Source organism: Bradyrhizobium sp. MI1.3, assembly GCF_055811695.1.
Genome location: NZ_JBVVPQ010000009.1, coordinates 88,409 through 114,865, shown reverse-complemented (window position 1 = coordinate 114,865; position 26,457 = coordinate 88,409). Strand labels below are relative to the sequence as shown.

Below are 26,457 nucleotides of genomic sequence, written 5' to 3'. Positions count from 1 at the left end.
GCTGGCGAGCGCGGTGAGCAAGGCGAGCAAGGCCCGCAAGGCCTGCAGGGCGAGCGCGGCGAGCAAGGGCCACCGGGTGAGCGCGGCGAGCGGGGCGAAGCTGGCGAGCGCGGCGTGCAAGGGCCGCAGGGCCTGCCGGGCGAGCGCGGCGAACAAGGGCTACAGGGTGAGCGGGGCGAAGCAGCAGAGCGAGGCGAAGATGGCAAGCAAGGCGAAAAAGGCGAACAAGGCGAAAAAGGCGACCAAGGGGAAAAAGGCGAGCGCGGCGAGCAAGGCCCGATCGGCGGTCAAGGTCTCCCCGGTGAAAAAGGCGAGCAAGGGCTACCGGGACAGGATGGCTCGCCCGGCGCACCGGGGCGGCTGAGCGCTGCAGTCGCGTTTGAAGAAGGTGCTGTCCACTACGAGGGCGATGTCGTTCTGCAGCTGGGCAGCACCTATCAGGCGCGATGCGATACCGCGCGCACGCCGCCGCATGATGACTGGCAGCTGATCGCCGCGCGGGGCCGCGATGCCGCGATGCCGAAGATCATGGGCACCTATCGCGAGGGCGACAACTATTCGTTCCTCAACATTGTCGCGCTGCAGGGCTCCAGCTTCATCGCGCGCACGGACGATCCGGGGCCATGTCCAGGCGAAGGCTGGCAGCTGATTGCCAGCGCGGGCAAGCAAGGCAAGCCGGGACAGGACGGCCCGCGCGGTCTGCAGGGTGAGCGCGGCATACCTGCAGCGGCGATCATCGGCTGGCAGATCGACCGCGCGGCCTATACCGCCACGCCGATCATGTCCGATGGCACCGAGGTCGAGCCGCTTCAGCTGCGCGAACTGTTCGAGCAATTCCATGACGAGGCCAGCTGATGGCTGACATCTGGGTCAAGGTGATCGAGCCCGCCGAGAGCTATGCGCTGCTGACGCTTGAGGAAGTGAAAACTATTCTCGGCATCTCGGCTGACGACACCTCCGAAGATGAGCAGCTGCAGATGTGGATCGACCATTATAGCGATGTGGTCGCCACCATGTGCAACCGCGTCTTCGCGAAGGAGAAGGTCGCCGAGACGTGGCGCGGCGATACCATGCCGTTCGATTGTCCCCGGCTTTTCCTCACCCACTATCCGGTCGCGGACGATGATATCGAGAGCGTCGAGAGCCCGCGCGGCAGCTTCGTCTCGGCTCCAGCTTACGAGATCGAGAATCGCTCGGGCAAGCTGCGCATCGACGGGCTCTGGAGAGAGCCGGTTACCGTCACCTACACGGGCGGTTATGAGCTGCCGGATGAAGCGCCGCCAGCGCTGAAGCAGGCGACCGGGCTTCTGATCCAGAGCGCTCGCGAGTCGATGACGCAGGCGGCGGTGAGCGGCATCAAGTCGATCACCCATCGCGAAAGCCGCGTGCAATTCATGGATGGCGGCGGCAGCAGCAGCGGCGGCGGCGGGCTGGCGAAGGCCGCCGAGACGGTCAACGCGCTGCTTTATAAGTACATGCGGTTTTATGTTTAAGGTCGAGATCGACGGCGTCGATGACGTGCTCGCGAAGCTGCAGAAATACGAGAAGCAGATCATCGAGCTGCACAGCGCCGTGCCGCAGGAGCTGGAGGCGTGGCAGCGCGATGACATGAAGCGCAAATATCCGAATACGCATAGCGCGACCGTCAGCAACGAGACCACCGCGAGCACTTCGATCTGGCCGCGCTCGCGCACGCCGAGCAAGCGTGAGCGGCGGTTTCAGGCCCCGAAAAAATATCAGCCGCAAAGGCGCAACCCTGTGGTGAGGAGCAACCGCCCGATCCTGCGCGCCGAGCTGCTGGAGACGCTGTGGCAGCGCATGGTGAAGCTGACAGCCGAGGCAATGAAATGGCCGTAAATCTCGACGTGCTGCTGCAGGGCCCAATCTTCGACTTCTGGGCGGTGCCCGTCACGTTCAGGCCGCTGGTCTCGCAGCCGGGAGCGCCTGACTTCTCGGGGCGCGGCATCCTCAATACCTACAGCCTCGATATCGCTGGGCTCGACGGGCAAATCTATTCCGATCAGCGCACGATTCTCGACATCAGGGAGAGCGAGTTCAGCGTCCTCCCTGAGCAAAATGATCACTGCATCATCCCGCGCGATTGCAACAACGTGCCGCGCGGCGAGTATCAGATCGTGGATGCATCAAGCGATGGCGGCGGCCAGACCATGCTCACGATCCGCAAGTATGAAACCATCATGTGAGCCATGGGCATCACCGACACGCAGTCGTTCTCGCTGGTGATCCGCGACGTGTTTTTCGATGCCCTGAAGGCCGACGCCTTCTTCGCCGACTACAATATGCGAAAGACCAAGATGCTGAGCGTGCAGCATCAGCTGCTGCCGTACCTGGGCGTCTACATCATCGATGAGATCATGCAGCCTGATGGCGATGCTAACGCTGGCATGATCCGCTTCAGCCATACGCTGCGCATCGGCTTCTCTGCGATAGTCGCGAACAATGATCAGGATGTCGCCGAGCGGCAGATCAACGCCGCATGGTGGCGGATCATGCATCGGCTCTGGCCCGATCAGTACATCATGAATCTGCTCGACACGATGAACCCGCACACCGGGACCGACAATCCCGACAATACCATCATCGAAAGCATCACGCGGGGCGCGGTCAAATACGTCTACGGCAGCACGGCGCTGAACAACGAAACGCCGGTCGCCGAGATGCAATACGACGTTTCGATCTTTTTCCGCACGACATGGCCGCCGATCGACTTCGATGATCTGCGCGAGATCGATGTCACCACCGTCGTCGGCGACCAGCCCTACGATCAGCGCCCTCAGATTCAGAGCAAGTATCTGTTCGACATTTCCAAACGGTCAGCAAAGAAGGAGCGATCACGATGAGAGAAGAACGCAAAGGCCTGAGCAAGGCCTCGCTGCGGGGCCTGCGCTCGAAGCAGCGCATGGAAGTGATGCGGTCGGCAAAGGCTGCACAGGGCGTTCGCGTCGTGCCTGCCAATGATGATGTGCGCCGGCTGATGAAGCATCCGCACGGCGGCGGTTTTCCCGAGAGCGGCGCAGCGACGTGGCCGGATGATCGCTTCACCAAGCGCAGGCTGGCCGATAGCTCGGTGCAACGCGAGGCCGAGCAGCCAATCGACCAGGCGCGCGAACACCAGCAGCGGCAAGAGGAGCGCCGCGAGCCCGAGCGGCGACAGCGCCAATCAGATGAACCCAACGACGCCGCCTGATTAGGCGGCGTTTTCATTTTGACAGGAGACGATCATGCCGATCAGCTTTGCGAACATTCCCGCCAACATCAAGGTGCCGCTCTATTGGGTCGAAGTCGATCCGTCGATGGCTGGCCTGCCGACAATCAATCTGCGGGCTCTGCTGGTTGGCGTGATGACCGCCGATGGCGAGGCCGAGCTCGACATTCCGCGTCCGATTGGAAGCCAAGCGCAGGCCGATCTCGCCTTCGGCCAAGGCTCCGAGCTTTCGCGAATGTTCAAGGCCTTCTTCAAGAACAACTTCGCGAACGAAGTCTGGGGCCTGCCGCTGGAGGAGCCGCTCGCCGCAGCTGCAGGCACTGGCGATATCACCGTCACCGCCGCGCCGACGGCTGCAGGCACCATCCATCTCTATGTCGCGGGCGAGCACGTTCCGATCAACGTCGCGACCACCGATACCGTCGATGGGATCGCAACCGCCATTGCCGACGCGATCAATGACGATGTGACGCTGCCGGTCACCGCTGCGGCGGCGGCTGGAGTGGTCACGCTGACCTCGACCTTCAAGAGCATCAACGCCAACGACATCGGCGTCTCGCTGAACTACTTCGGCAGCAGAGGCGGCGAGCAGACCCCGCCTGGGCTGGGGATCACGGTGCCGGCAACCGGGTTCCTCACTGGCGGCACCGGCACGCCCGCCTTTGACGATGCGATCATGAACCTCGGCGAAGAGCCGTTTGAATATGTCGCAATGCCGTACACCGACACGAACTCATTGTTCGATTGGGATCAGGAGTTCGGCTTCACCGATCAAGGCCGCTGGGGATGGCAGCGCCAGCTGTTCGGCCATGTCTTCTCGGCCAAGCGCGGCACCTATGCCGATCTGCTCACCTTCGGCGATGCGCTCAACAGCCCCGTCGAGTCGGTCATGGCCTTCGAGGTAGCCTCGCCGTCGCCGAGCTTTGAGTGGGCGGCGGCCTATGCCGCGAAGGCGCAGCGCGCCCTGATCAACGATCCCGCGCGTCCGCTGCAGGCGCTGACCTTGAACGATATCAAGGCGGCAGATGTGCATCAGCGCTTCGACTTCGTTGAACTGAACTCGCTGGCATCGACCGGCCTCGCTATCCAGAAGATCGGCGGCGACAACCAGCCGATGATCGCGCGAGAGCAGACCACGTATCAGGTCAATCTCTACGGTCAGCCGGATGATGCCTATGAGCTGGTGACGACGCTGGCTACGCTGGCCAAGCTGCTGCGTAACCAGAAGCACGCGGTGACCTCAAAGTATCCACGCCACAAGCTGGCGAATGACGGCACCAAGTTCGGCCCCGGTCAGGCCATCGTCACGCCCGGCATCATCAAGGCCGAGCTGATCGCGCAATATCAGCAGGATATGTACTCGGGGCTGGTCGAAGACCTCTCGAACTTCAAGCGGCATCTGCTGGTCGAGCGCGATCCCAACGACCCTAACCGCCTCAACGTCCTCTATCCGCCCGATCTGATCAACCAGCTGCGCATCTTCGCAGTCCTGGCGCAGTTCCGGCTGCAATACGACCGAGGCATCGACACCGTGATCATCGGCCCGACGCAGCCGCCGTTCAACGCGGCCTCGGGCGTCTGATCGCAATCCCACAGAAGGAGACTGAGCAATGGCACAAAGAATTGCGGGCATCGCCTTCCTGACAGTGGATGGCAATCAGCTGGCGCTGCGCGGCAACTTCACCGTCAGCCCGTCGCCTGTCGAGCGAACCATGATCGCGGGACAGGATGGCGTGCATGGCTATCAGGAGCTGCCGCGCGTGCCTTACATCGAGGGCGATCTCTCGACGCTTCCCGGCTTCTATCTGGAGGACCTGCTGAACGAAACCGATGTCACGGTGGTCGCGCAGCTCGCCAACCGGATGCAGTACGTGCTCACCAGCGCGACCTGCAAGGGCGGCTTCGAGAACAATACCCGCGACGGTCAGGTCCGCGTGCGGTGGGAAGGCGTAACCTGTGAGGAGGTGAGCCTGTGAACGTCAACCCGAGACGCGAGGGCTTCGTTGACGATCAGGCGAAGCCCGAGCCCGAGATCATCGCGCCGAGCGGCGGCGCAAAGCGCACGATGCCGCCGCCCGAGATCGAGCCTTCGCCTGCCGAGCTGCCGCCGCTGGAGCAGGACGAGTGGCCGATCATCGTCAAGATGATGTACCGCCCGATTCGCAACAATCGCGGGGAGGACGTGCGAGAGGTCTCGCTGCGCGAGCCGCGCGCTGGCGACATCAACCGCTATGGCAATCCGATCCGCGTCAATCAGGAAGGCGACGTGATCATCGATGAGCGGAAAATGTCCTACATGATCGCCGCGCTGTCCGGCATCCTGCCGCCGTTCATCGATGAGATGGACCCGCGCGACTGGAACAGCTGCGCGTATCGGCTGCGGCGTTTTTTTCTTCCCGATCCAGCGGCCTGGTAGGCGGCGAGGAAGACATCATCCTCGACTGCTACCGGCTGGCGCGCTGGTTTCATGTCAGTCCCGAAACATTTTTGTCGATGCCGCTGAGCGAGGTCGCCATGCACATGAACCGCACGGCGCAGCTGGACCGCGAGCAGCAGGCCGCAGCAGGCGATGATGACTGATGGCTGAACAGGAAGAGCTACGCTTAACCGTCAACCTCGCCGACAACGCTTCGGCTGGGCTGGCGAAACTCAACGAGGAGATCAAGCAGCTCGGCAGCGGCGCGGGCCAGCAGCACATCGACAAGTTCAAGCGCGAGACCGGCGAGATCACCGGCAAAGTAAAGCAGATGGGCGCAGAGGTCGGCGAGGCCTACAAGGGCCTCGGCATGCTGCGCAGCGGTCTGGCGCTCGGGGCTGCAGGCATCGCGCTGTTCGGTCTGGAGATCACGCGGCAGAGCAAGGCGCTGATCGAATACGCGGACAAGATCAGGGCGCTGAATCAGGCGGCTCGGCAGATCGGCGTCAACCCTGCTCAGTACAAGGACGTGATCGAGCAGCTGAAGGTGTTCGGCATCTCCGGCGAAACCGCAGCGGCCAGCATTGCCGCCATTTCAGGCAAGATCGCGGACTTGCAGCGGCAAGGCAGTCATCTGCGTCTGGAGCTGCTGAAGAACGTGGGGCCTGATCGCGAGTCGATCACCAATATGAACGCCTTCATCGAGCGCCTGACCCACGCTAAAGGCATTCAGCAGCAGCTCAACGTGGCGCGCGAAGGCGGCGAGCAGGTTTTCCGCAACGCCATCAAGCAGGGAGCCAGCGAACAGGAGGCGGCAAACCGGCGCAATATGTTCTGGCAGATGCTCGGCTACAACGCGCAGCTCGCCAATGCGGGCAAGCTGGAGGAGCTGAGCGAAGCAGAGCAGAAACGCGCCGATCAACGGAATACGGAGGCCGAGAAACTCGCAACGCAATGGGGAAAAGTCACCAGCAAATATGAGACGTTGGTCGAGAAGATGCAGCAGCCATTCGTGCCGTATCTGACCACCGCGCTGAAGATGGCCGAGGGCGTGCTCGACGCCATCACGAGCAAGTGGGACGAGTTGCAGGAAAAGAAACTGTTGCGGCCCGATACAGCCAAGGAAAGCATTCAGGAGAAGTTCGGCAAGTTCGGTCTTGGTGGCGGCGGACCCAACCAGTCGTTCGAGGATCGCTGGAAAGAGCGCATCCCGACCGAGATGGAGAAAAACACCGAGGCGACGAAGGAGCTGACCAACCTGCTACGCGGCCTCGGCGGCGGCATGCAGCCGACCGGCTTCGGCGGCGGCGCGATGGGCGGCGGCATCATCCCTGCGGCCTATAGCCCCGGTGGCGGCGGGCCCTTCGGCCCTCGCGGCGGCGCTGGTGGCCGCGCCTTCGGCGGCGGCGGCTATGCCAATCTCGGCCAGAGCACTGGTGGCTACGGCGGCGGCGCACCGAATGGCCAGACTGCAGGCCCCGGCACCGGAGCTGGTGCAGGATCAACGCCAGCGCAGCCCAGCGGCAAGGGCCCGATGGTGCTCGGCAAGAGCGACGATCCGCGCGGCATGGAAGCCTATATCCGCGAGGCCGCAGCGCGCGAGGGCGTCGATCCCGATACAGCGGTGCGCGTGGCAAAATCGGAAGGCCTGCGCGACTTCCTCGGTGATCGCGGCAAATCTGGCGGTGCTTTCCAGCTCTATACAGGCGGTGGCCTCGGCAACGAGTTTCAGAAGGAGACCGGCCTCAACCCGCTCGATCCGAAGAACGAGCGCGCCACCATCGACTACGCGATGAAGAAGGTGAAGCAAACCGGCTGGGGCCCATGGCACGGCGCGAAGCGCGTCGGCGTTGGTCCGCGCGAAGGCCTGCCGGGAGGCACGCCGCCCAACGGCCAGACCGCTGGCGCGGGCTCGGGCGCAGGCGCTGGCGAGACGCCTGCGGGCGGCACAGCTGCAGGCGGCGATCTGCCGCCGCGCGTTCAGGCGGTCGGCGGCGAAGACCCCAAGGCCTTCATTACGCACCATACAGGCGGGCGCGGCACAGTCGCGGGCGTGCAGAATACGCTGCGGCAGCGCGGCCTCGGCGTCCAGTATGTGATGGATCGCGAAGGCAACATCGTCCAGACCGGCGGCCCCGGTGCTTCGCACATGAAAACCGGTTGGGGTCAAGGTGCTGGCCTCTCGAATCGCAATGTCGTCGGCATGGAGATCATCGCCCGCGACGACAAGGATGTAACGCCAGCCCAGGCGGCGGCCTATGCGCGCTTCATGGCCGAGCGCTATCCCGACACGCCGATCATGGGGCACGGCGAAGTCAACCCCGGCCACAAGGAAGCCGACGAAGGCATGACCGCGAAGCGCGCCGCGCTGGCCGAGCGCTCGCGCAGGCAGCTCGATAGATCGACGGTCGCCGAGCACAAGGTGACAGGCGCTGCCACCATCGGCGTGAACGTCAACGCGCCGAAGGGCACGAATGTCAGCGCCGAAGGCTCCGGTCTGTTCAAGAAAGTGGACATCAACCGCCAGACGCAAATGTCTGAAGCGCCGCGCGGGCCCAAGGGCGGTTACGCAACGCAGGATATGCTGCAATGACCAACGTCTTCGATCTGCCTGCGGTATGGCGCAGAGCGCTGATGCCGGCCTCGTTCAATGGCGCGCGATTCCACTGCGAGGCCAACAGCCGCGAGAGCGGTCGCCGCATCGTGCAGCATCAGTTCCCGAAAAAAGATTTGCCCTATGCCGAGGACATGGGCCGCGCGGCGCGCGAGTTCAACGTGCGCGGCTACTGCATCGTCTTTCCCTATGACAGCGAGTACACGCTCTATAGCCGCGACTTCCGCCGCGCCCGCGATGAGCTGATGAAGCAGCTCGAAGCCGAGGGCCCCGGCACGCTGCAGCTGCCGACGCAGCCCTCGCAGCAGGTTGTCTGCCCGCGCTATCGGCTCAGCGAGGAAGAGCGCTTCGGCGGCTATTGCGTCTTCGATATGACCTTCGCGGAATATGGCCTCGATCCGCAGCAGGTCGGCGCGATCTCGACCACCGCCATGCTCGCCCAGGCGAGCGAGGCACTGCGCGGTCAAGTGGTGCGCGCCCTGTCAGCACAGCCGCTGCCACCGCCGACCGGGATCAACGCATGAAGCGGGCCGAAGCAGACGAGGCTGCGCCGATTGCGGATCGGATGCTTGCGGCCCTGCTCGGCACCGTGCCTGCCAAGGGACGCCCCGGTTCCGATGCGCGCACGGCCATCGGCGACACTCGCGCCAATGCGTACAAGCTCTGCATCAACGATGCGCTCGGGCCGCCGCTGGATAACTGTTTCGATCTGGCGCGGCAGGCAGGCTCGACTTTCGAGCATCTCAATTATGTCCGCATCCAGATCGAGCTGGAGTCGCCGGTCAGTCTCGGCGGCAGGCTGGTCAGGGACGCGGGCATCCGGCTCTGCCTCGCGACGCAATGCCGCGTGATCGGCGGCATGACCTTCGTCAGCCGACAGGATGTCAACGAGATCAAGGAACAGCTGCTGCAGCCGTTCCGCGATGCCGAGGAGATCGCCGCCGACAGCATGGATCAAATGACTTTCCAGACACTGGTCGCGCTGCACGGCGCGGTGACCAACCATCTGGTAGCGACAGCGCGCCCGCTGCCGCGCATGACCAGCTTTGAGTTCTTCGAGCCGCTGCCGTCGCTGGTAATGGCGTATCGGCTCTATGACGATGCCTCGCGCTGCGATGAGCTGCGCGAGGAGAACAAGGTCGTGCATCCGGCATTCTGCCCGAGGCTCGGCCTCGCGCTATCGGCCTGACCATGGTCGAGCGCGTCGAGATCGTTTTCAAAAATCCACTGCAGATCATGGAGGTGCCCGCGCCTGCGGTCGGGCACATCGAGATCACCATTGCATTCGGTGCGTTCATCATAACCGCAGAAGGGAGCCACGTTATGTACAACCTGCCCGCAGACCACACCGTCAAAATGCAAGTCTCTTACGTCGATGGCGCGGGCAATCCTGCGCAGGTCGATGGCGCGGTCGAATGGTTTCCGGCCAACCCCGAGATCGCCGACATCGAGGTCGATCCCGATGACGGCACAATCTGCAAGGTGATCCCGAAGAAGCCGGGGCGGACGCAAGTCAGCGCGAAGGCCGACGCCGATCTCGGCGAAGGCGTGCGCGAGCTGCTCACCATCTGCGACATCATGGTCGTGGCGGGCGAAGCGGTCGCGGGCTCAATCCAGCCGGTCGGCGAACAGGAACCGATCAACCCGCCAGCGCCGTGAGCAGAAGATGGCAGCGCGTCATCTTCGCTGCCGACTGCGATGAGGACGGCAACTGCCCCGTCTGCGGCATCGATTATGCCGAGTGCAAATGTCCGGGGCCGACCATGGATGACTACGAGTACCGCGAAAAGAACGGCGTGCTCTATGGCCGCCCGCTGGTGACGCATGCCAAAGCCTCAAGAGATCGCCGTTCTTAAAGTCGCTGGCGCGCAGTTCGATGATTGGGAATCGGTTTGGGTGCAGGAGCGCTGGGCCGATTCCTCCACGGTGTTTCGCTTCACTGCAGCCGAGCGCGACCCGATTTTCAAAACATCGGCAATCTTCCCGATGATCCAGAAACTGCAGTTCAAGCCCGGAGATAAATGCGAGGTCACGCTGGCGGGGCAGCTCGCGGTCACCGGCTATATCGAGACGCGGCAGGTCGCATACGACGCCAACCAGCACGGCGTGATGCTGATCGGCAAAAGCGCCACCGCCTGGCCTGCGCGATCAAGCGTCGATACCAAGACCGGCAACTTCGACAAAAAGAACATCCAGCAGGTCGCGCAGGAAGTGCTGAAGGATTATCCGGTCGGGCTCAAGGTGATCGGCCAGCTTGATCTCACGCCGTTCGCCAAGCTGCAGAACGAGAAAGGTGAGCTGATCTGGGACTTCCTCGAACGCATCGCGAGGCCTCGCGGCGTGGTGCTTGGCTCCGATAGCCACGGCAATTTCCTGCTGATCGGCGAGCATGCGGGCGCGGTCAAGGCTCAGCTGGTCGAAGGGCAGAACATCAAGAGCTGCCAGTGCATCATCACCGAGGAGCATACCTATACCGAGATGCGCGTCGATGGGCAGGCTCCCGCCAGCGATGACAACTCGGGCACCGCTGCCAGCGAGATGAAGGCCATTGTCGGCGGCACCTCGCCAGTCTTCTGCAAGCTGATCACGCCTTGCGAGCAGCCGGTGAAGACGCAGGCCGAGCTGCAGAACCGCGCCAAGAACGAGAACATCTGGCACGAGGGCACCAAGATTCAGGCGACCATCGTGGTGCAGGGCTGGCTGCGCGATGGCTCCAGCCTCTGGCATGCGGGCGATGATGTCTCGGTCTACTCGCCGATGGCGATGCTGAACAACAATCTCACCGCGCAGAACGTGACGTTCACCCAAGACAATAACGGCGGCTCGCTGACCACGCTCGATCTGGTGAGCCCGAACCTTTTGCGATCAGGCCTCAACTTCAATCCCGGCTAGAGGAGCCAAGCATGCACCGCGCCACCCCGCTTAACACTTCGATCCGATCCTATACCGCAGGCGGCTCGCGCAGCGTCGTCGATAAGGTCGATGACGAGAAGCTGATGCAGGAGATGGGCGGAAACTTCATGGCCAACGAGACCCGCTCGGAGGTCGAGAGCCCGCAGAACTATGGCTTCACCTCGGTGGTGTTCGATGCCGAGAAGGACAAGGACGGTAAGGTAAAGGCCAGCGCCGAGACCTTCATCGGCTTCATGGGCGGCAACCGCTCGTTCCCGGTCGCAGGCCCGATGGATGATCGCCGCCACCGTATGTACAAGCTGGAAAAAGGCGACACCGCGCTGTTTCGCGGGCGCGGCGACAAGCAGCAATTCCACATGACGAAGGATGGCGGCTTCTGGAGCGCGCCGCAGGACAAGACGCTGCGCATGGCGCTGCTCGATAGCGACAGCGAGAGCAATGACACGCAGGAGCAAGGCGGCGGATCGGGATCAGGCGGCGGCGCTGGCGTATCGGCGCGGGCCGAGAGCGGCGGCGATGGCGGATCAGGCCAGCAAGGCGGCAAGCAGAAGCGCGGTCAGGAAGCGCTGAAAAAGGACAACGAAAAGGCCAAGCGTTTCATCGATGTCACCAAGGACAAAAGCCGGATCGCGGGCAAGCAGGTTCATTCGATGCTCGATGACGGCAACACCTATGTGCATGTCCACAGCGACAAGAACGTCTATGTCGGCGGCGAATCCGGCAAAGGCTCTTTCGACTTCCTCGCCACGCTGAGCGGGCCGTGCATCAACAGCAAGGGCAAGATCGGCTGAGCCATGGCCCGCGCCAATGTCCCCGACATTCGTCTGGTGCAGTCGAACTTCTTTCCCAACCAGCAATCCGTCACGCTCGACTGGCAGCTGCTGCCGAATGGCACGCTTGACGATACCCAGGCGCTGGCGACTGCGGTCTGCGTGGCGCTCGGCACCAATGCGCTGGCTGGAAAAAATGATCTGCTGCCCGATCCTGACAGCAACGACCGCTGCGGCTGGTGGGGCGATCTCGACGCCGAGCTGATCTGGAACGGCTGGCCCATCGGCTCGAAGCTCTGGCTGTTGCGCCGCTCGAAGATTGCGCCGGCATCTGCGCAGCAAGGCTCGACGCTGACCGCCGCCGAAAATTATATCCGCGATGCGATGCAGCCATTCGTCGCTCACAAAATCTGCACCAGCTTTGAGGTGATCGCCACTCGCGTGGACAAGCAGCGCATCGACGCACTGCTCCGAATATTTCGCGGGCCGCTGCAGCCGGTCGAGCTGCAGTATCAAATTCTTTGGGATGCAATGGGGCCGTAGAGCATGCCTTGGTCAACGCCGACGCTGCGAGATGTCCGCTCGCTGGTGCGCGATGCCGTCAATGCATCGCTGCCTGGAGCCGATGCCAATGTGCCGAACAGCGTGCTGCGCGTGCTCTCGGACAATCAAGGCGCGCTCTGCCATCTGACACTGCAGTATGTCGATTGGCTTTCGCTGCAGCTGCTGCCTGACACCGCCGAGACCGAGTGGCTGGATCGGCACGGCGATATCTGGCTGGTCAATGCCGATGGCTCGACGGGCCGCAAGATGGCCACGCTGGCGAGCGGCACCGCCAGCTTCCAAGGCGTGATTGACGGCAGCATCATCCCGATTGGCACGCAGCTGCAGAGCGGCGTCGGCATGCCTGCCAATACCGACAGCCCGAACCAAGTCGTGACTTTCGAGACGATGGAGGAGATCACCACCTCGGCGTTCTCGCCTGTCGTCGGCTCGATCCGCGCGCTCGATCCCGGCAAGATCGGGAATCTCGAAGATGGCTCCGCGCTCTCGATGGGCCAGAATCTGGTCCCCGGCGTCAGCACCACCGCGACCGTTGTGCATCTGACGGGCGGCACCGATACCGAGACCGATGAGCAGCTGCGCATGCGCATCCTGCAGCGCATCCGCAACCCGCCGATGGGTGGCTCGCAGGCCGACTATGTGGCATGGGCGCTGCAGGTCCCCGGCGTCACCCGCGCATGGGCCGCGCCCGAGCAAGGCGTCGGCACCATCACCGTTCGATTCCTGATGGATGATCTGCGCGCCGACAATGACGGCTGGCCGACCGCCGAGGATGTCCGGATCGTTCACGACTACATCAATACCAAGCGGCCCGTCACCGTGAAGGATTGCTATGTGCTCGCGCCGATCAAGCAGTTCATCGACATCACGATCCACGAGCTGGTGCCAAATACCACCGAGGTGCAGGAGGAAGTCGAGCAGAGCATCCGCGACATGCTGTTCCAGATGGCAGCGCCTGGACAGACCATCTATGCCGCGTGGGTCTCCTACGCGATCATGAACGCGCCGAGCGTGATCTCCTTCAATCTGGTCACCAACGACGATTATGTGATGCCGTCGCTCGGCCACATGGCGGTGCTCGGCACCATCCTCTATGAAGCCGGGGCCGAGCTGTGAGCGACCGGCATATCCGCAGGCTTGGCTCCGACTACCGCGACTCCTTCCTCTCGCTGCTGCCGCAGGGCCAAGCGTGGCCGAAGCATGCTCCCGATAGCACGCTGGTGCGTGGCATCACTGGCCTCTGCGATTATTGGGGCTTTGTCGATGGCCGCGCCGCCGATCTCTTGGAGCGCGAGAGCGATCCGCGCCAGACCGTCGAGTTGCTGCCAGACTGGGAACGCAACTGGGGCTTGCCTGACCCCTGCTATGAGGAGCCGCAGACCATCGGCGAGCGCCAGCTCGCGCTGGTGATGCGGATGACGATGCAGGGCGCGCAGAGCCGCGAGTTCTTCATCGCGGTCGCCGAGATGATCGGTTACTCAATCACAATCACCGAGTATCGCACGTTCGTGGTCGGCATTGATCGCGTCGGCGATGCGCGCGTCTACGGCGCTGCAGGTGCGCCTGACCCCATGATGTACAACGAGTGGGGCAACCCGATCATGAACGCGGTCGGCGATGCGCCGCTCGAAGAAGGCGAGCTGAGTGAGTGGCCCTATTACGGGCTCGGCCCCGATACCAACCGCTTCTATTGGACCGTGCATGTCCATGAGGCCTCGCTGATCTGGTTCCGCGTCACCAAGGGACAGACCGGCCTCGATCCGCATTTGAAGATCGGCCTCGCTGACGATCTGGAGTGCCTGCTGAACCGATGGAAGCCAGCGCACACCGAAATCATCTTCGATTACACCAACCTGAATCCCGGCGATCCGATGGAAGGGACGCCCTGACGGGGGAAGCCTATGAAGTATAACCAGCCCTATGGCGTCAGCGATCCGAACGCGCCGTACATCAATGGCAACCCCTCCACCGGCACGATGGGATCGATCCCGCCAGCGGCTTCGATTGAGTATCCGCAGCGCGAGATTGTCAACCTGATCACGCACGCCGGGATCGCCGCGCCTGACAACGCCGATCTGCACCAGCTAGCCAAAGCGGTGCAGAGCACGCTGCTTTACTCCGACGATGATGCTGGCACCTCGAACCAGTATCAGGTGACGATGGCACCCGCACCGACCGCCTACTTCAAATACATGACGGTGGTCTGCAAGATCGGCAACACCAACTCCGGTGCCTCAACGCTCAACTGCAATGCGCTGGGGCCGAAACCGATCAAGCATCCGGCTGACAATAGCGAGCTGCAGGCTGGCGAGCTGAAGATCAACGCCATCTGCTGCTTCGTCTTTGACGGCGTTTACTTCCATTTGGTCTGGTCGTCCTACGCTGGCGGCGGCGGATCGGGCGGTGGCCCGGTCTATCTCACCGCACCGCGCGACCTCTACGTCAACGGCGCTACCGGCAACGATACGACCTATGACGGTTCATCAACGACGCTGGTCGCTGGCACCAACAAGGGTCCATTTGCGACATGCCAGCGCGCTGCGAATGAATGCACCAAGTATAATTTGAACAATTTCAGCATTACTGTTCACGTTGCCAATGGCAGCTACGGCGTTCCGGGGCAGAGCATTTATGTCCAGTGCCCCGGTGGCGCTGGCTCTCTGATTTGGACCGGTAACTCCGCTGCGCCTGCATCGTGCTTGCTTGTTGGCACCAACCGCACCGCGATCCAGTTCGTTAGGCCGGGTCAGGTCAATCTCAGCGGCTTCAAAATGACCGCGAGCGGCGCCGATCCCGGCGATCCGGGCTGCGATATGTTCCTCGCTTACCAAGTGCGGCTTTACTCGCAGAACGTCGAGTTCGGTCAATCGAGCGGCTATCAGGTCGGCGTCACGCGCACGGCATCCTGGGTGCCTTCTGGCAACACTGTTATCTCCGGCGGCTCAAGCGGCAACGCCTACGCATCGGCGGGCTTCATCAACTGTTTCTTCGCAGCATCAGTTGAGACATCACCGGCGATAGCACCTCATTACGTCAGCATGCCCAATGCGATCAACATCGGCACCTTCATCAATGCCTCGCAGCAAGGCGTAACCAACTTCTATTGGACCTCGATCACCGGCTACGGCAACGTCACCGGGACAAAATACAACGTCGCAATGAATGGCGTTATCAACACTTCTGGCGGCGGCGCGAACTACTATCCCGGCACGGTCGCTGGTGTGCAATCGAGCGGAGGACAATATGTCTGATGAGCAGAAGCCGTTAGAGGCAACACCGCGAGAATTGTTGGCTTTCGCAATGCGCCAGTACAATTTTGTGGATTGGTATTGGCTCGCCGAGGATGGCCGCATCTGGGGAAGCAAGAGGCGCGCTGCGCTGACGGCTGATGATCCAGATTATGTCGCGTGGCTGGAGGGCGGGCCGCCAACGGAATGGCCGCGCGACGAGGCTGGCGCACAGACCGACGCGGCGCTGCAGGCGGTGCTCGAAAGTTACGACATCAAAGTCGGAGGCGAGCCAATCGCTGGCACACCGCTAGCCTACAAAGTGAGCAGCAAACCACCGGACAAATGAACGATGGCAATCGTCAACATCACCGTTGAGAACGATGCCGACTTCTACCGGCAGTTTCTCTACCAGACCCTTGAGGGTGCGCCGATTAATCTGACCGGCAGCACCCTGAAGATGGGCATCCGCAAACGTGCGGAAGATGTTGTCGAGGAAATGCTGCTGACCACTGAGAACGGCAGCCTCGCCATCGTTGATGCAGCAGGTGGCAAGTTCACCGTGCTGATCACCAAAGCCAAGCTGGTGGAGCTGCCGGTCGGCGATTATGAGCACTCGCTGATCCGCATCTATAGCGGCATGCATCTGCGCATCTGGTCTGGGATGCTCACCAACAATGCTGGACCGAGCCGATGAGTTTCGATGAAGTCGTCGTCACCAATCAGGCTGATGTCACGATCAGTGCTGAGCCCGACGACGATATTCTGGTCAAGACCGATTTCGAGACCGAAGTCATTCAGGTGCAGGAGCAAGGGCCGCCAGGTCCAGCCGGTCCTGCGGGTCCGCAAGGCAATCAAGGGCCTCCCGGTCGCGACGGCACTGCAATCCTTTATGGCACCGCGCCGCCTGCAAGCGACATCGGCCATGATGGTGATTTTTATTACGACACCGAGACCGACATCATGTACGGCCCGAAGGCTGGTGGTGTCTGGCCTCCCGGTGCTTCGCTGGTTGGCGATCCGGGGCCGCAGGGACCGAAGGGAGACAAGGGAGACAAGGGCGACCAAGGTATTCAGGGCGTCCAAGGTGTCCGAGGTGTCCAAGGTGTTCGCGGCTCGCTCTGGTACGAGGGCGCAGGCGCACCGGGCAGCATCGCGGGTGCGCAGGCCGAGGACAACTATCTCAACACCACCAACGGCGACGTTTACAGCTATTCCGGTTCGTCGTGGGGATCGCCGGTCGGCAACATCAGAGGGCCGCAAGGTATCGCAGGCCCAGCCGGTGGCGCGACAGTCTACGTCAGCCCAACGCCGCCAGTCGGCACGCCTGATGGATCGCTGTGGTGGAACTCGATCAACGGCCAGTTCTACATCAAATACAATGACGGCAATTCGACCGCTTGGGTGATCGCGGTCGCCGCGCCTGACGTAAACGCCTTCGTGCAGAAGAGCGGCGACACAATGACCGGCGCGCTGTCGCTGGCCGCCGCGCCTTCGTCAGCCTTGCATGCTGCGAGTAAGCAATATGTCGATGCGAACGATGAGTTCGGATATTGTTTCAGTGTGGCGGTTGCTGCTGGCGCGATTACCTTTTCGCTGAAGACGCCAATAACTGCCGCTGATCCGTCACCAAGCAATCCAGTCTATCTGAAGTTCAAAGCCGTCACCGGCATTCCGGTGGTGCGCGCTATCACAGCGCCATTGTCGATTACTATTCCGGGTGGTGCCACGCTTGGCACTGGAAACGGTTTGCCGTTCCGACTTTGGATTGCGGCGTTCGATGATGGCGGTACGGTGCGGCTCGCGGTGCGCGTCTGCAGCAACGCAGTCAGCTACTACAGCATTGTCAATCCTGGTGAGCATGCCGTCGCATCCTGCACGACGCCACCGGGCAACGGCGCTCACACCTTCTATGCTGCGGCCGCGATCACCGGCAAGTTCTGGCGCTGGCTTGCTTACGCGGCTTTCGAGGCCGGTCAAGCAACAGCTGGGCAATGGGTCAACCTGCCCAGTGTGATTGAGATCGTAACGCAGAGCACGCCGCGCCCCGGAACGGTTCTTCAGCACATCTTTAATCAGGCGGTTGGCGGCGCTACGCTGAACAGCTTGACGCCGGTAGAGCTGGGTTCACCGGCAACGCCGATCACCTTGAGTTCGGCATGCAACTTCACGCGCGTCTCTGCAGATGGCTACATCTATTTGCGCGCCGCTATCGCGCACCAGCAGGGTCAAATCAGTTTCAAGCGCGACAGCACTGTCGTGTCATTCTCGAACAGCAACTTCTACACGGCGGCGACGACTGACGCCATTGGGGACTGGCACCAGACAGTTTACGACTGGCCGCGCACGACGGCGCAGGTGATGTACAAGCTCCTCGCGACGAATGCGTCTTCTGGAACGGGCAACATCCAATACCTCGCGTGGAACCACAACGTTGAGGAGTTGATGACGTAATGGCGGCGCTCGACTTTCCCAGCAGCCCCACTTTCGGCCAGCTCTATCCGACGCCTCCGGTCGCGGGCGTGCCGGTCTATCGCTGGGACGGCGAGAAGTGGACCACCAGCAGCAGCGCGCTTGACATCATCCCGAGCGGCACCAAGATGCTGTTCTATCAGGCGGCGGCCCCGGCTGGCTGGGTGCAGGATGCCACGCATAACGACAAGGCGCTGCGCGTGGTCTCCGGTGTCGGCGGCGGTAGCGGCGGCAGCAATCCGTTCTCAACGGTGATGGCGCAGAGTGTCGTCGGCAACACCACGCTGCCGCTCGCGGGCCTTCCGGCTGGCATTGCTTCAGGCGGAACGAACACCATCTACGTCTATCCCGCCGGCAACGGCAACTTCGCGATGGAATACTTTGGCGTTTCTGGCACCTACACCAGCTATCAAGTCGCGAATGGCGCGACCAACGTCTGGGTGATCGGCGGCGTCGGTTCTGCCAACACCATGATCACCAGTAGCCATTTCGGTAACAACAATCTCTCCGTCACCTCGACCAACACGGGCGGCGGATCGCACAACCATCCCATCACGATGCAGATGCAGTACGTCGATATGATCATAGCGAGCCGAGCATGAAAATACCGCACGCTGACGAAGGCGGCATCTGCCCGCTGCACAAGAAGGACATGAGCACGGTTTGCCACAAGTGCCCATGGTGGACGATGGTGCGCGGCAAAAATCCGCAGAGCGAGGAGATGATCGACGACTGGCGCTGCGCCATTGCGCTGCTGCCGATGCTGCTGGTCGAGAACGCCCAGGTATCGCGCGGCACCACGGTCGCCATGGAGACCCTTCGCAATGGCATGATCGATGCGGCAAAGATCGCTGCATCAAGACGGCTGCCCGATGGACCATCACTGACGGAGGCTGGCGGTGCGCGTCTCGATCATCGTTGACGATAATGTCGTCGTCGTGGACGGCAAGCTGCAAAGGGTCGATTGCTCGGCGCTGATCGAGCAGAACATCCATGCGATGCAATGGTACGACACGGTCGGGGAGGAAGAACATCGAACCGATCCCGCAACGGGCCGCCTGCCGAATAGCATGATCACCGACTTCTCGCCGTATCAGCCCTATGTCGATCTCTGGAACGCCGCGACAGCCAAAGGCAACATCAACCCGGCGCTCGACAGCAAACCGGCAAAGACCGCTGCACAAATTCTCGGAGTGAACTGATGTCCGCACTCGATCTGATCGCAACTGCCTCCGATCCCACGTTCGCGGGTCGCGTCATGATGATCATGTTCAAGGTGGCCCAGAACGTCGCCAGCGAAGACCCTGGCACCGCGCACCACGAGGAGCGCATTGACTATGCCGCCTTGGTGATCCGGGGCGACGAGAAGCCGCAGCTGGTTGCCGCGCATGCTATCTCATCGAACCCGACCATCGCTGCGGCTATCGAGCAAGACCCTGCGTCGCTCGGCTCCAACGTGCCCGATGGCGACATCGAGTTCGCGCTGGCCTCGATCTGGGATGCGCGCTCGATGGCATTTGCAGCGGCGAGGACCCCGCCCGCCGCGAGGGCAATCGCCGAGCCCAAGCAGGCGCAGTGAGAGATGCCGGTCAAGGTCACCATCGTCTGTTCTGGCCCGATCTATGTCGGCCCAGATGGCTGGATGGAGCGTGCCTACCTCAAGGCCTATGACCCGGACTGGAACAGGGGCGAAGGGCAGACGTGGTTCACCTATGATGTGCGCGAGGCGATGCTGTTCGACCGGCTCGATCAGGCAGTCGCCTGCGTGATGCAAGTGCCGGTCAATCACCCGCACACCGAAGTCGGGACGCCGAACATTCCGATGCAGTGCTTCAAGGTAGAGTATCGAATGGTCGATGTGGAGATGGCGAGGCGTGGCATGCTGCTGCCGCGCTTGATCGCGGCCCGCGCCGCGAAGCTTGACCGCTGGCGCGTGTTTGATCGACCTGTCTGACAGAGTCGCGCAACCGACTGACCATTTTGGCCATGGCCATTTTGGCGACCCATCTCCCTGACCTGCGGCCCCGCTTCGGCGGGGCTTTTTTTTGCTCTGCAGCGACAAGGGGGTGGGCAAAACGCCCATGGGCAAAACATAACCAGCGAGCATTTCGCCGCTATACAACCACAATGATCTGAATTATCTTAATACCTCCTCGGCCTTCTCTCGCGCTCGCTGGGGCCTGCGCGAGACCTCCCTGGATAGCAATGTGCAACTACGGCACACGGCAAACTTGCGCGGCCTCGTAAGCCGATCGACGCCTTCTGCCCCAGACAAGCTGCACATCGCTGACCTGTAACCGTTGTTCTCGCAAAAGGGGACTTTAGCGATGCCGAAAACATTTCCGATCACGCTTGAGGTGGAAGAGCTGCTGCTCGGCCCGGTGCTGCGCAAGCTGAATGAGATGCCTGGTATAGCGAAGCTGCATCTCGATCTCGGCCATGGCGGCCAAGGCGCAGGCGTAAAGCGGCTTGCCGATAAAGTGGCGAAGGTGCGCAACAACGGCGGCACCGCCGAGCAGCAAGTCCTCAAGCTGCTGCTGCAGCGCGGGCCGATGCATATCCGCGCGATCAGCCAAGAAGTCGGCGGCGCAAAGTCGCGGGCCTATGGCGCGGTGCATCAGCTGAAAAAGAAAGGCCTCACCGAAGCGGGCGAAGAAAAGGGCACACATCAGCTTACAGCCAGGGCGAAGTCGCAGCTGGGCGGCGCGCTGGCGCTGCCAGCCCCGGCAGGCGCGCAGGTCGCGCATGGCCCTGCAGGCCGCGCCAAGCCCGGCTCGGGCAACATCGTGCTGCGCGCCGCGCTTGATGCAGGCCCGCTGACTCCCATCGATCTGCGCAAGCGAATGGCAGCGCAAGGCATGTCGCCGAAGAGCGTCTCGGGCGTGCTGGCACGTGCCAAGGATGGCGGCCTGATCAGGAAGAACGGCACCGGCTACGAGCTGACTGCCAAGGGACAGAAGATCGAACTGCAGGCGGTGACCCATGGCTGAGATGCGGATGTATCGGACTTATAACTACATCGACAAAGACCCGATCATCGACAAGGTCCGCACGCTTGTGCAGGACGAGGGCCTGATCAAAAAGCTGAAGATCGTCCACGAGATATCGGGCGTCGCGACCGCGACTCTCGACAATTGGTTCAATGGTACGACGCGCAAGCCGCAGCACGTCACGATCGCAGCGGTGGTCACTTCGCTCGGCTATCAGGAGGAGTTTGTCAAGAAAAAGGACATCGATGTCGAGACCGAGCGCAAGGCGGGCGCGGACTGGCTGGCGAAGCGTGAAAAGCAAATGAAGGCAGCAAAGCCGAAGCCCGCCAAAAAGCGGAACGGCGGGAGGAAGTGATGGCGAACGGGAAGAGAATTATGAAGCAGACCAAGCGAGGCAGCGGGCCGATCGATGGCATTGTCGGCAATCGGATTCGCGCCCGCCGACTGGAGCAGAAGCTCAGCCAGCAGCAGCTCGCCGAGTCGCTTGGCGTCAGCTTCCAGCAGATACAGAAATACGAGAAGGGCGTGAACCGCGTCGGCGTAGGCAGGCTGCAGCAGATCGCCGACTTCCTGAAGGTGGACATGGCTTACTTCATGGGCGATCTCAGCGGCGACAGCAAAAAGACGCCCGTCGTTTCGCGCTTCGCCAAGTTCATGGCGACCAAGGATGGCGCGGACATCGTCGAAGCCATGATGCACATCAACAGCCCAAGTTTGCGCAAGGGCGTGATTCAGCTCGCGCGGACGCTGGCCGGCTCGTAGGCTCTAACGATGAGCGAAAGGGAACTGCGGCGGATGCTCGATCATGCATCCGCCTTCTGCGACCGATGCTTCGCCAAGAAAGGCGAGATAGCACCGATGTGGCACGCGGTCTGCTCCGATGGGCAAACCATCATCGAGCCGCACCCGACCTATCTCGGCAAGGACATGGCGGCGGCGATGATCCGCTCGTTCTTCGATCTGCGCGACGTGATCCGCTACGTCTATATCGGCGAGGCATGGACGCTGAATCGCATGATCAGGCCCGAGGAGCAGGAGGAGATTTTCCGCAAGGGCCTTGCCGAGCATCCTGATCGCGTCGAAGTGGTGCAGATACAGGGCGAGGATCGCGACTACGGCCAGATCATCGCCGCGCGCAACATCATCAGGCCGCCGAAGGGCAAGCCATCTCTCGGGCCGCTGCAGACCGTGAATGACCTGCCGCACGTGCCGCAAGGCGCGTCTATAACTTCCGAGGGCCGCATGGTCGGCATGCTGCCGGTGCGAGGGACGGTGCAATGAGCATTGATGATCCGCCTGATGATCCGCTCGGCTTTGTCGCGCATCTGAACCACCGCGCTTATCAGACGGGGCAGCTGGCGATGTGGACGATTTATGATCACCCGCTGGACTTCCCCGATGAAGAATATGTCGCGCGGTGCTTCGTCGCCGACCAGCCGACTGCCCATTGCATCAGCGGCGATCTGGACAAGCTGCGCAAGGTGCTGGGCCATGCCGGGTTGGTCTGCCTGACCAGATCACCCGGCGATCCTCCCAAGGTTGTCGAGACATGGCTATGAGCGATGATGAGGGTCCGACCTACGTCCACGCGCCGCCGAACGAGCTGCTGCGCATCGATGCGATCTATATGTTCGTCTCGATCGACGAAACCGGCGAAGGCGTCTGCGCCGCGCCGATCGCAGGCCCCGGATCGCTGGGGCCGCTGATCGCCGCCGATGAAGCGCGCATGAAGTCGCTGATCCCGTGGGCGCAGAAGCTGTCGGCGCTATCGGGCAAGCAGGTCAAGCTGATCAAGCTGAGCCAGCGCACCGAGCTGATGTCATTCCAGCCTGATGGGAGCCAGATGCAATGAGCGGTGGCGGCTTCAATTGTCTGGACTGCGGCGGTTTTATCTTTCGCCCAGGACCATGCGGAGGACTGTCGCAAAACCTCGAAGTGCGTCAGCTGCGGCCAGCGCTTCAATGTCGCGCACTGGCGCGGCCTGATGCTCTCGATCGAGCGCATCGATAGCGAAAGCCAGTGGCGCGAAGATATGTTCCCGAAGGTGCTGGAATGAGCAGAGTATCGCAGCGCCTGCACAAGGCGATCATCATGCAATGCGGCTTGACGGTGACCGATGCCGCCCGCCAGCTGCAGATCGCGCGGCCCGCGCTATCGAATGTGCTGCGCGGCCATGCCGAGCTGTCCATCGATCTCGCGCTCAAGGCGGAGAATGGAAGTCATGATCGATACCGAAGAACGCGCGGATGAAGCGACGCGGGCGGCTAATGAGCTGGTCGAGCTGCTGAAGCCGGTCTTCGCGGGCATCGATCCCGAGATTGTCGGCGCTACGCTGGGCCAGCTGCTGGCGATCCTCGTGGCTGGCCATGCGCCCGAGATGCGCCCGGCAGCGCTGGAGCTGGTTGTCGATATGGTGCGCGATCTGGTGCCGATCGTGATCGAAGAGATGATCGATGCCGGTCAGGTCGGCGAGGACTGGCGAGGGACCAAGCAATGAGGCAATGCGGAGACTGCCAGCTGTGCTGCAGGCTGCTGCCGGTGCCGCCACTGCAAAAGGCGGCGGGCGTGGCCTGCAAGTTTCAGAAATTCCACAAGGGCTGCGCGGTCTATCATCGACCCGAAATGCCAAACGAGTGCGCGATCTGGAATTGCCGCTGGCTGGTCAATGACGACACTGCCGATCTGTCGCGGCCCGATCGATCGCACTACGTGATCGACGTGATGCCGGACTTCATCACCATCACGCCCGAGGGTGAGCCGCCGCAGAACATTCAGGTCGCGCAGGTCTGGATCGATCCGCGCCATCCCGAAGCGCACCGCGATCCTACGCTCCGGCGCTGGATGTTTCGACGCGCCCAGGCGGGCGTGGCTACGATCGTGCGCTACAATGCCAAAGATGCGCTGGTGATCTTCGCGCCGCCGTTCGATATCGAGGGGCAATGGCACGAGATCAGAAGCGGCATGAAGCCTACGCCCACGCATACGTTCGATCAGATACTGCAGGCGCTGGGCGGCAGAGCAAAGGCGGTGATCGAATGACCAACCGATGGGGAATATGGTGCGGCCTGCTCATGCTCGCAATGGCACCACTGACCGCCAACGCCGCCGCTGACGGTTGCGCAGTGGTTTTGAAAACCCCTGACGGATTTCTCGCCTTGCGTAAAGCGCCAATGGCTAACGCCGAGGTTGTCGCGAAATTGAAGCAAGGCGAGAAGCTGGACGTGGACACCGCTCAATGCGAGACACGCGGCGACTTGTCTATTTGCGGCAAGGGCACCCGCTGGACCCATGTGACGAGCATTCCACGACTAGACGGAAAGCAGTCAGCAAAGCCGACCCAAGGCTGGGTGAGCGACTGCTACGTCAAGTGGTTTCCTTGCGAGTGAGAAGACTGATGACCAATAGCGTCGAAATTGATGAAGGCGGCAATGGCGAGCACGCCGATGTGCTGGTCTGCGTGCGCCTGACCCACCCGCTGCTGATGCCCGACAATGAGATCAGCCTCTGCGATGCCTGCGGCGAAGCCGTCCAGCATCGCCCGCATGCGCCGAAGCTGCCGCGCAAGCTGTGTTGGGAGTGCGCCGAGCCGCTGGCCACGCAGCTGGCAGCGCAGGGCGAGCTGCACTCAATCATCACGCCCGAGAGCGCCGCCGAGGTCGCGGCGCATCTGAAAAAGAAAGGCGCGAACTGATGACATGCCCGCGCTTCACCAAGGCCGACTACCGCAACATGATCACCGCCATCGCCATGGTCGGCGCTGATGCGTGGGACGATCACAGCTATGGGCCCCGCCCGAATTGGGAGAAGCTGCAGACGAAGGTGATGGCGCGGTTGGAGAGAATGCATGAGCAAAGAAGCAAAAAGGCATCGCGTGATCCTGATCGATCCCGAGGCGCGAAACATTAGCGAGCTGGAAAGCAGCGCCACGCTGGCCGCGCTGCACCAGCTGATCGGCGCGGATACGCTGGGCCACTTCCGGCTGGCCGCTTTCGAGAATGGCCATATCGACACCGGCTGGATCGATGATACCGGGCTGTCGCGCGGCAAGCCGATCCACGCCTTTCTGCTGCCGACCGGCAAAGACCCGATCGGCGGCAAGTGCGTGATCATCGGCGCAGATCGCTATGGCGAAACCTGTAGTGCGATGCTGCCGCTGTTGCTGCTGCGCCAGGACATCAGCTGGCTCGGCGTGATCATGCCCGAGGTAACGTGGGATCATACCGCGCAGGGCTCGCGCGCCATCGTCACCTATTCGCGGATGAAGGTGTGACGCGGCTATGGCTGACCGCGCTGGCGGCGGCGCTGCTGCTCGTGATGATCGCAATCGTCATGTACGGGCAGATTTAGCCGTCAGCTCGGCGAGGTAAGTCTGCGCCTTTTCGAGTGCCTGCTCCTTGGTCAGGTAGCCGCCGGTGGCGCGGCGTCCTGCGTTGTCGTCATAGTAGAAAAATTTGCGACCGCCTGGGTGGCGCACCTCGAAGCTGCCAGCATTGCTTCCGCCAAACTCCGCGAAATTATGCGCGATGCTCGGCTGATCCGGCACGATGCTGGCTTGCCAGCCTTGCGCCTTGATATGCGCGCGGGCCTCGGTATCGGTCATCCCGATCAGCGCCTTTAGGATCGGGGCCGCGCGCCGCACCGTCCCGTCAGTTTCGAACGCGGCCACGAAGCCGGGGCCGACGATGCGGACTAATTCGAGCCTTTCGGCCATCAGTGCTGCCGTTTGCTCGCCACTTCGAGCGGGCGGTGGCCGAGACGGTAAAAGGTCTGGCTGGCTGGGTCCCATGTATCGGGTTCGAGGATGTTGCTCAGCGCCTGTACAGCGCCGAACAGCGCGAAGCGATCTTCATCCTTGAGGCGGTTGTCCGCGAGCAGCGCCTCGATCTCGGCCAGCTCGGCGGTTATAGCATCGCGGTCGATCATTGGCTCACCAGTCGCAGTGTCAGTTGACGATCGGGCCCGACATGGCGGTCGATAAAGTCCTCCAGGGCTCTCGGCACCGTGCGACCCTCAAGCCCGAGGCGGCGCAGCAGCTCTTGAGCCACGGCATGGGAGACGTCCTCGGAGCGGTTGGTGTCGGGGTTGAACATGATCACCCGCAGCGGATCAGAGTGCTGCCCGCTCATCAAATCGCTGACGGTACTTTCGTAGTCGGCGCGATAGAGATCGGTCTCGGCGAAGGCTGAACCGTACACGCCGTAGTCGTTCAAAACGATGTAATAATCTTCAGGTGTATTCGGAACAATTGATGGCTCTATACGCATA

The 26,457-nt window shown here is 62.1% G+C and carries 43 protein-coding genes; 40 read left to right on the top strand and 3 right to left on the bottom strand.

Annotated features, from left to right (window positions below; translation table 11 throughout):
• The 40 genes from AC0L3A_RS09000 to AC0L3A_RS08805 all read left to right on the top strand — a co-directional run.
• Nucleotides 1–855: collagen-like protein (locus tag AC0L3A_RS09000; RefSeq protein ID WP_473254154.1), on the top strand; the 855-nt coding region annotated here is incomplete at its 5' end.
• Nucleotides 855–1,493: a phage head-tail connector protein gene (locus AC0L3A_RS08995; protein ID WP_473254153.1), complete on the top strand. Its 639-nt coding sequence runs from the start codon at nucleotides 855–857 to the stop codon at nucleotides 1,491–1,493. The genes AC0L3A_RS09000 and AC0L3A_RS08995, both read left to right, overlap by 1 nt.
• Nucleotides 1,486–1,857: a hypothetical protein gene (locus tag AC0L3A_RS08990; RefSeq protein ID WP_473254152.1), complete on the top strand. Its 372-nt coding sequence runs from the start codon at nucleotides 1,486–1,488 to the stop codon at nucleotides 1,855–1,857. Before AC0L3A_RS08995 ends, AC0L3A_RS08990 begins: the two co-directional genes overlap by 8 nt.
• Complete coding sequence (locus AC0L3A_RS08985; protein ID WP_473254150.1) at nucleotides 1,809–2,204, top strand: hypothetical protein; 396 nt, start codon at nucleotides 1,809–1,811, stop codon at nucleotides 2,202–2,204. Before AC0L3A_RS08990 ends, AC0L3A_RS08985 begins: the two co-directional genes overlap by 49 nt.
• A 3-nt stretch (nucleotides 2,205–2,207) precedes the next feature.
• Nucleotides 2,208–2,861 carry a hypothetical protein gene (locus AC0L3A_RS08980; RefSeq protein ID WP_473254148.1) on the top strand — a complete coding sequence of 218 codons (654 nt, stop codon included), beginning with the start codon at nucleotides 2,208–2,210 and terminating at the stop codon, nucleotides 2,859–2,861.
• Nucleotides 2,858–3,208, top strand: coding sequence for a hypothetical protein (locus tag AC0L3A_RS08975; RefSeq protein WP_473254147.1), 351 nt, complete (start codon nucleotides 2,858–2,860; stop codon nucleotides 3,206–3,208). The genes AC0L3A_RS08980 and AC0L3A_RS08975 overlap by 4 nt, the downstream gene beginning before the upstream one ends.
• A gap of 34 nt (nucleotides 3,209–3,242) precedes the next feature.
• Nucleotides 3,243–4,808: a phage tail sheath C-terminal domain-containing protein gene (locus tag AC0L3A_RS08970; protein WP_473254146.1), complete on the top strand. Its 1,566-nt coding sequence runs from the start codon at nucleotides 3,243–3,245 to the stop codon at nucleotides 4,806–4,808.
• 28 nt (nucleotides 4,809–4,836) lie between these two features.
• The gene (locus AC0L3A_RS08965) at nucleotides 4,837–5,202 is read left to right on the top strand and encodes a phage tail tube protein (protein WP_128941060.1); all 366 of its coding nucleotides are present in this window, start codon (nucleotides 4,837–4,839) and stop codon (nucleotides 5,200–5,202) included.
• Entirely contained in the window at nucleotides 5,199–5,642 is a 444-nt protein-coding gene (locus tag AC0L3A_RS08960) for a phage tail assembly protein (protein ID WP_473254145.1), read from the top strand. The genes AC0L3A_RS08965 and AC0L3A_RS08960 overlap by 4 nt, the downstream gene beginning before the upstream one ends.
• A 163-nt stretch (nucleotides 5,643–5,805) precedes the next feature.
• Nucleotides 5,806–8,235: a peptidoglycan recognition protein family protein gene (locus AC0L3A_RS08955; RefSeq protein ID WP_473254144.1), complete on the top strand. Its 2,430-nt coding sequence runs from the start codon at nucleotides 5,806–5,808 to the stop codon at nucleotides 8,233–8,235.
• The gene (locus AC0L3A_RS08950; RefSeq protein ID WP_473254142.1) at nucleotides 8,232–8,780 is read left to right on the top strand and encodes a DNA circularization N-terminal domain-containing protein; all 549 of its coding nucleotides are present in this window, start codon (nucleotides 8,232–8,234) and stop codon (nucleotides 8,778–8,780) included. The genes AC0L3A_RS08955 and AC0L3A_RS08950 overlap by 4 nt, the downstream gene beginning before the upstream one ends.
• Nucleotides 8,777–9,445, top strand: a complete 669-nt coding sequence (locus AC0L3A_RS08945; protein WP_473254141.1) for a hypothetical protein — start codon at nucleotides 8,777–8,779, stop codon at nucleotides 9,443–9,445. The genes AC0L3A_RS08950 and AC0L3A_RS08945 overlap by 4 nt, the downstream gene beginning before the upstream one ends.
• 2 nt (nucleotides 9,446–9,447) lie before the next feature.
• Nucleotides 9,448–9,915: a hypothetical protein gene (locus AC0L3A_RS08940; RefSeq protein WP_473254140.1), complete on the top strand. Its 468-nt coding sequence runs from the start codon at nucleotides 9,448–9,450 to the stop codon at nucleotides 9,913–9,915.
• 165 nt (nucleotides 9,916–10,080) lie between these two features.
• Complete coding sequence (locus AC0L3A_RS08935) at nucleotides 10,081–11,148, top strand: phage baseplate assembly protein (protein WP_473254139.1); 1,068 nt, start codon at nucleotides 10,081–10,083, stop codon at nucleotides 11,146–11,148.
• 11 nt (nucleotides 11,149–11,159) lie between these two features.
• Nucleotides 11,160–11,960 carry a phage baseplate assembly protein domain-containing protein gene (locus AC0L3A_RS08930; RefSeq protein ID WP_473254138.1) on the top strand — a complete coding sequence of 267 codons (801 nt, stop codon included), beginning with the start codon at nucleotides 11,160–11,162 and terminating at the stop codon, nucleotides 11,958–11,960.
• 3 nt (nucleotides 11,961–11,963) lie between these two features.
• On the top strand, nucleotides 11,964–12,482 hold the full coding sequence (locus tag AC0L3A_RS08925; RefSeq protein ID WP_473254137.1) for a phage GP46 family protein: 519 nt from the start codon (nucleotides 11,964–11,966) through the stop codon (nucleotides 12,480–12,482).
• 3 nt (nucleotides 12,483–12,485) lie between these two features.
• Nucleotides 12,486–13,619 (top strand): baseplate J/gp47 family protein, encoded by a 1,134-nt coding sequence (locus AC0L3A_RS08920; RefSeq protein WP_473254136.1) that lies wholly within the window; start codon nucleotides 12,486–12,488, stop codon nucleotides 13,617–13,619.
• Nucleotides 13,616–14,392: a YmfQ family protein gene (locus AC0L3A_RS08915; RefSeq protein ID WP_473254135.1), complete on the top strand. Its 777-nt coding sequence runs from the start codon at nucleotides 13,616–13,618 to the stop codon at nucleotides 14,390–14,392. The genes AC0L3A_RS08920 and AC0L3A_RS08915 overlap by 4 nt, the downstream gene beginning before the upstream one ends.
• Nucleotides 14,393–14,479: 87 nt before the next feature.
• Nucleotides 14,480–15,754, top strand: coding sequence for a hypothetical protein (locus AC0L3A_RS08910; protein WP_473254134.1), 1,275 nt, complete (start codon nucleotides 14,480–14,482; stop codon nucleotides 15,752–15,754).
• Entirely contained in the window at nucleotides 15,747–16,079 is a 333-nt protein-coding gene (locus AC0L3A_RS08905) for a hypothetical protein (RefSeq protein WP_473254133.1), read from the top strand. Before AC0L3A_RS08910 ends, AC0L3A_RS08905 begins: the two co-directional genes overlap by 8 nt.
• A gap of 3 nt (nucleotides 16,080–16,082) precedes the next feature.
• Nucleotides 16,083–16,427: a hypothetical protein gene (locus tag AC0L3A_RS08900; RefSeq protein WP_473254132.1), complete on the top strand. Its 345-nt coding sequence runs from the start codon at nucleotides 16,083–16,085 to the stop codon at nucleotides 16,425–16,427.
• Nucleotides 16,424–18,184 (top strand): hypothetical protein, encoded by a 1,761-nt coding sequence (locus tag AC0L3A_RS08895; RefSeq protein ID WP_473254131.1) that lies wholly within the window; start codon nucleotides 16,424–16,426, stop codon nucleotides 18,182–18,184. Before AC0L3A_RS08900 ends, AC0L3A_RS08895 begins: the two co-directional genes overlap by 4 nt.
• Nucleotides 18,184–18,804, top strand: a complete 621-nt coding sequence (locus AC0L3A_RS08890; RefSeq protein ID WP_473254130.1) for a hypothetical protein — start codon at nucleotides 18,184–18,186, stop codon at nucleotides 18,802–18,804. Before AC0L3A_RS08895 ends, AC0L3A_RS08890 begins: the two co-directional genes overlap by 1 nt.
• Nucleotides 18,801–19,124, top strand: coding sequence for a hypothetical protein (locus AC0L3A_RS08885; protein ID WP_473254129.1), 324 nt, complete (start codon nucleotides 18,801–18,803; stop codon nucleotides 19,122–19,124). Before AC0L3A_RS08890 ends, AC0L3A_RS08885 begins: the two co-directional genes overlap by 4 nt.
• Nucleotides 19,125–19,140: 16 nt before the next feature.
• Nucleotides 19,141–19,404, top strand: a complete 264-nt coding sequence (locus tag AC0L3A_RS08880; RefSeq protein WP_473254128.1) for a hypothetical protein — start codon at nucleotides 19,141–19,143, stop codon at nucleotides 19,402–19,404.
• Nucleotides 19,404–19,781 carry a hypothetical protein gene (locus AC0L3A_RS08875; RefSeq protein ID WP_473254127.1) on the top strand — a complete coding sequence of 126 codons (378 nt, stop codon included), beginning with the start codon at nucleotides 19,404–19,406 and terminating at the stop codon, nucleotides 19,779–19,781. The genes AC0L3A_RS08880 and AC0L3A_RS08875 overlap by 1 nt, the downstream gene beginning before the upstream one ends.
• A gap of 3 nt (nucleotides 19,782–19,784) precedes the next feature.
• Nucleotides 19,785–20,156, top strand: coding sequence for a hypothetical protein (locus tag AC0L3A_RS08870; RefSeq protein ID WP_473254126.1), 372 nt, complete (start codon nucleotides 19,785–19,787; stop codon nucleotides 20,154–20,156).
• Between the two features lie 373 nt (nucleotides 20,157–20,529).
• Complete coding sequence (locus AC0L3A_RS08865) at nucleotides 20,530–21,192, top strand: helix-turn-helix domain-containing protein (protein ID WP_473254125.1); 663 nt, start codon at nucleotides 20,530–20,532, stop codon at nucleotides 21,190–21,192.
• Between the two features lie 7 nt (nucleotides 21,193–21,199).
• Nucleotides 21,200–21,547: a hypothetical protein gene (locus AC0L3A_RS08860; RefSeq protein WP_473254124.1), complete on the top strand. Its 348-nt coding sequence runs from the start codon at nucleotides 21,200–21,202 to the stop codon at nucleotides 21,545–21,547.
• 20 nt (nucleotides 21,548–21,567) lie between these two features.
• Nucleotides 21,568–21,954: a helix-turn-helix domain-containing protein gene (locus AC0L3A_RS08855; RefSeq protein WP_473254123.1), complete on the top strand. Its 387-nt coding sequence runs from the start codon at nucleotides 21,568–21,570 to the stop codon at nucleotides 21,952–21,954.
• A 9-nt stretch (nucleotides 21,955–21,963) separates the two neighbouring features.
• Nucleotides 21,964–22,473, top strand: coding sequence for a hypothetical protein (locus tag AC0L3A_RS08850; RefSeq protein WP_473254122.1), 510 nt, complete (start codon nucleotides 21,964–21,966; stop codon nucleotides 22,471–22,473).
• Nucleotides 22,470–22,751 carry a hypothetical protein gene (locus tag AC0L3A_RS08845; protein ID WP_473254121.1) on the top strand — a complete coding sequence of 94 codons (282 nt, stop codon included), beginning with the start codon at nucleotides 22,470–22,472 and terminating at the stop codon, nucleotides 22,749–22,751. Before AC0L3A_RS08850 ends, AC0L3A_RS08845 begins: the two co-directional genes overlap by 4 nt.
• Nucleotides 22,748–23,044, top strand: coding sequence for a hypothetical protein (locus AC0L3A_RS08840; protein WP_473254120.1), 297 nt, complete (start codon nucleotides 22,748–22,750; stop codon nucleotides 23,042–23,044). The genes AC0L3A_RS08845 and AC0L3A_RS08840 overlap by 4 nt, the downstream gene beginning before the upstream one ends.
• Nucleotides 23,045–23,047: 3 nt before the next feature.
• Nucleotides 23,048–23,248 carry a hypothetical protein gene (locus AC0L3A_RS08835; RefSeq protein ID WP_473254119.1) on the top strand — a complete coding sequence of 67 codons (201 nt, stop codon included), beginning with the start codon at nucleotides 23,048–23,050 and terminating at the stop codon, nucleotides 23,246–23,248.
• Nucleotides 23,245–23,442 carry a helix-turn-helix domain-containing protein gene (locus tag AC0L3A_RS08830; RefSeq protein WP_473254118.1) on the top strand — a complete coding sequence of 66 codons (198 nt, stop codon included), beginning with the start codon at nucleotides 23,245–23,247 and terminating at the stop codon, nucleotides 23,440–23,442. The genes AC0L3A_RS08835 and AC0L3A_RS08830 overlap by 4 nt, the downstream gene beginning before the upstream one ends.
• Complete coding sequence (locus AC0L3A_RS08825; RefSeq protein ID WP_473254117.1) at nucleotides 23,405–23,689, top strand: hypothetical protein; 285 nt, start codon at nucleotides 23,405–23,407, stop codon at nucleotides 23,687–23,689. Before AC0L3A_RS08830 ends, AC0L3A_RS08825 begins: the two co-directional genes overlap by 38 nt.
• A gap of 41 nt (nucleotides 23,690–23,730) precedes the next feature.
• Nucleotides 23,731–24,231 carry a hypothetical protein gene (locus AC0L3A_RS08820; protein WP_473254116.1) on the top strand — a complete coding sequence of 167 codons (501 nt, stop codon included), beginning with the start codon at nucleotides 23,731–23,733 and terminating at the stop codon, nucleotides 24,229–24,231.
• The gene (locus AC0L3A_RS08815) at nucleotides 24,228–24,578 is read left to right on the top strand and encodes an SH3 domain-containing protein (protein WP_473254115.1); all 351 of its coding nucleotides are present in this window, start codon (nucleotides 24,228–24,230) and stop codon (nucleotides 24,576–24,578) included. Before AC0L3A_RS08820 ends, AC0L3A_RS08815 begins: the two co-directional genes overlap by 4 nt.
• 8 nt (nucleotides 24,579–24,586) lie before the next feature.
• Nucleotides 24,587–24,883, top strand: a complete 297-nt coding sequence (locus AC0L3A_RS08810) for a hypothetical protein (protein WP_473254114.1) — start codon at nucleotides 24,587–24,589, stop codon at nucleotides 24,881–24,883.
• 180 nt (nucleotides 24,884–25,063) lie between these two features.
• Nucleotides 25,064–25,462, top strand: a complete 399-nt coding sequence (locus AC0L3A_RS08805) for a hypothetical protein (protein ID WP_473254113.1) — start codon at nucleotides 25,064–25,066, stop codon at nucleotides 25,460–25,462.
• 57 nt (nucleotides 25,463–25,519) lie between these two features.
• Here the strand turns inward: AC0L3A_RS08805 and AC0L3A_RS08800 are convergent, their stop codons facing one another.
• The 3 genes from AC0L3A_RS08800 to AC0L3A_RS08790 are packed head-to-tail and all read right to left on the bottom strand — an operon-like array spanning nucleotide 25,520 to nucleotide 26,456.
• Complete coding sequence (locus AC0L3A_RS08800; protein WP_473254112.1) at nucleotides 25,520–25,903, bottom strand: hypothetical protein; 384 nt, start codon at nucleotides 25,901–25,903, stop codon at nucleotides 25,520–25,522.
• Nucleotides 25,903–26,115 carry a hypothetical protein gene (locus AC0L3A_RS08795; protein WP_473254111.1) on the bottom strand — a complete coding sequence of 71 codons (213 nt, stop codon included), beginning with the start codon at nucleotides 26,113–26,115 and terminating at the stop codon, nucleotides 25,903–25,905. The genes AC0L3A_RS08800 and AC0L3A_RS08795 overlap by 1 nt, the downstream gene beginning before the upstream one ends.
• The gene (locus tag AC0L3A_RS08790; protein WP_473254110.1) at nucleotides 26,112–26,456 is read right to left on the bottom strand and encodes a hypothetical protein; all 345 of its coding nucleotides are present in this window, start codon (nucleotides 26,454–26,456) and stop codon (nucleotides 26,112–26,114) included. Before AC0L3A_RS08790 ends, AC0L3A_RS08795 begins: the two co-directional genes overlap by 4 nt.
• Nucleotide 26,457 lies beyond the last annotated feature (1 nt).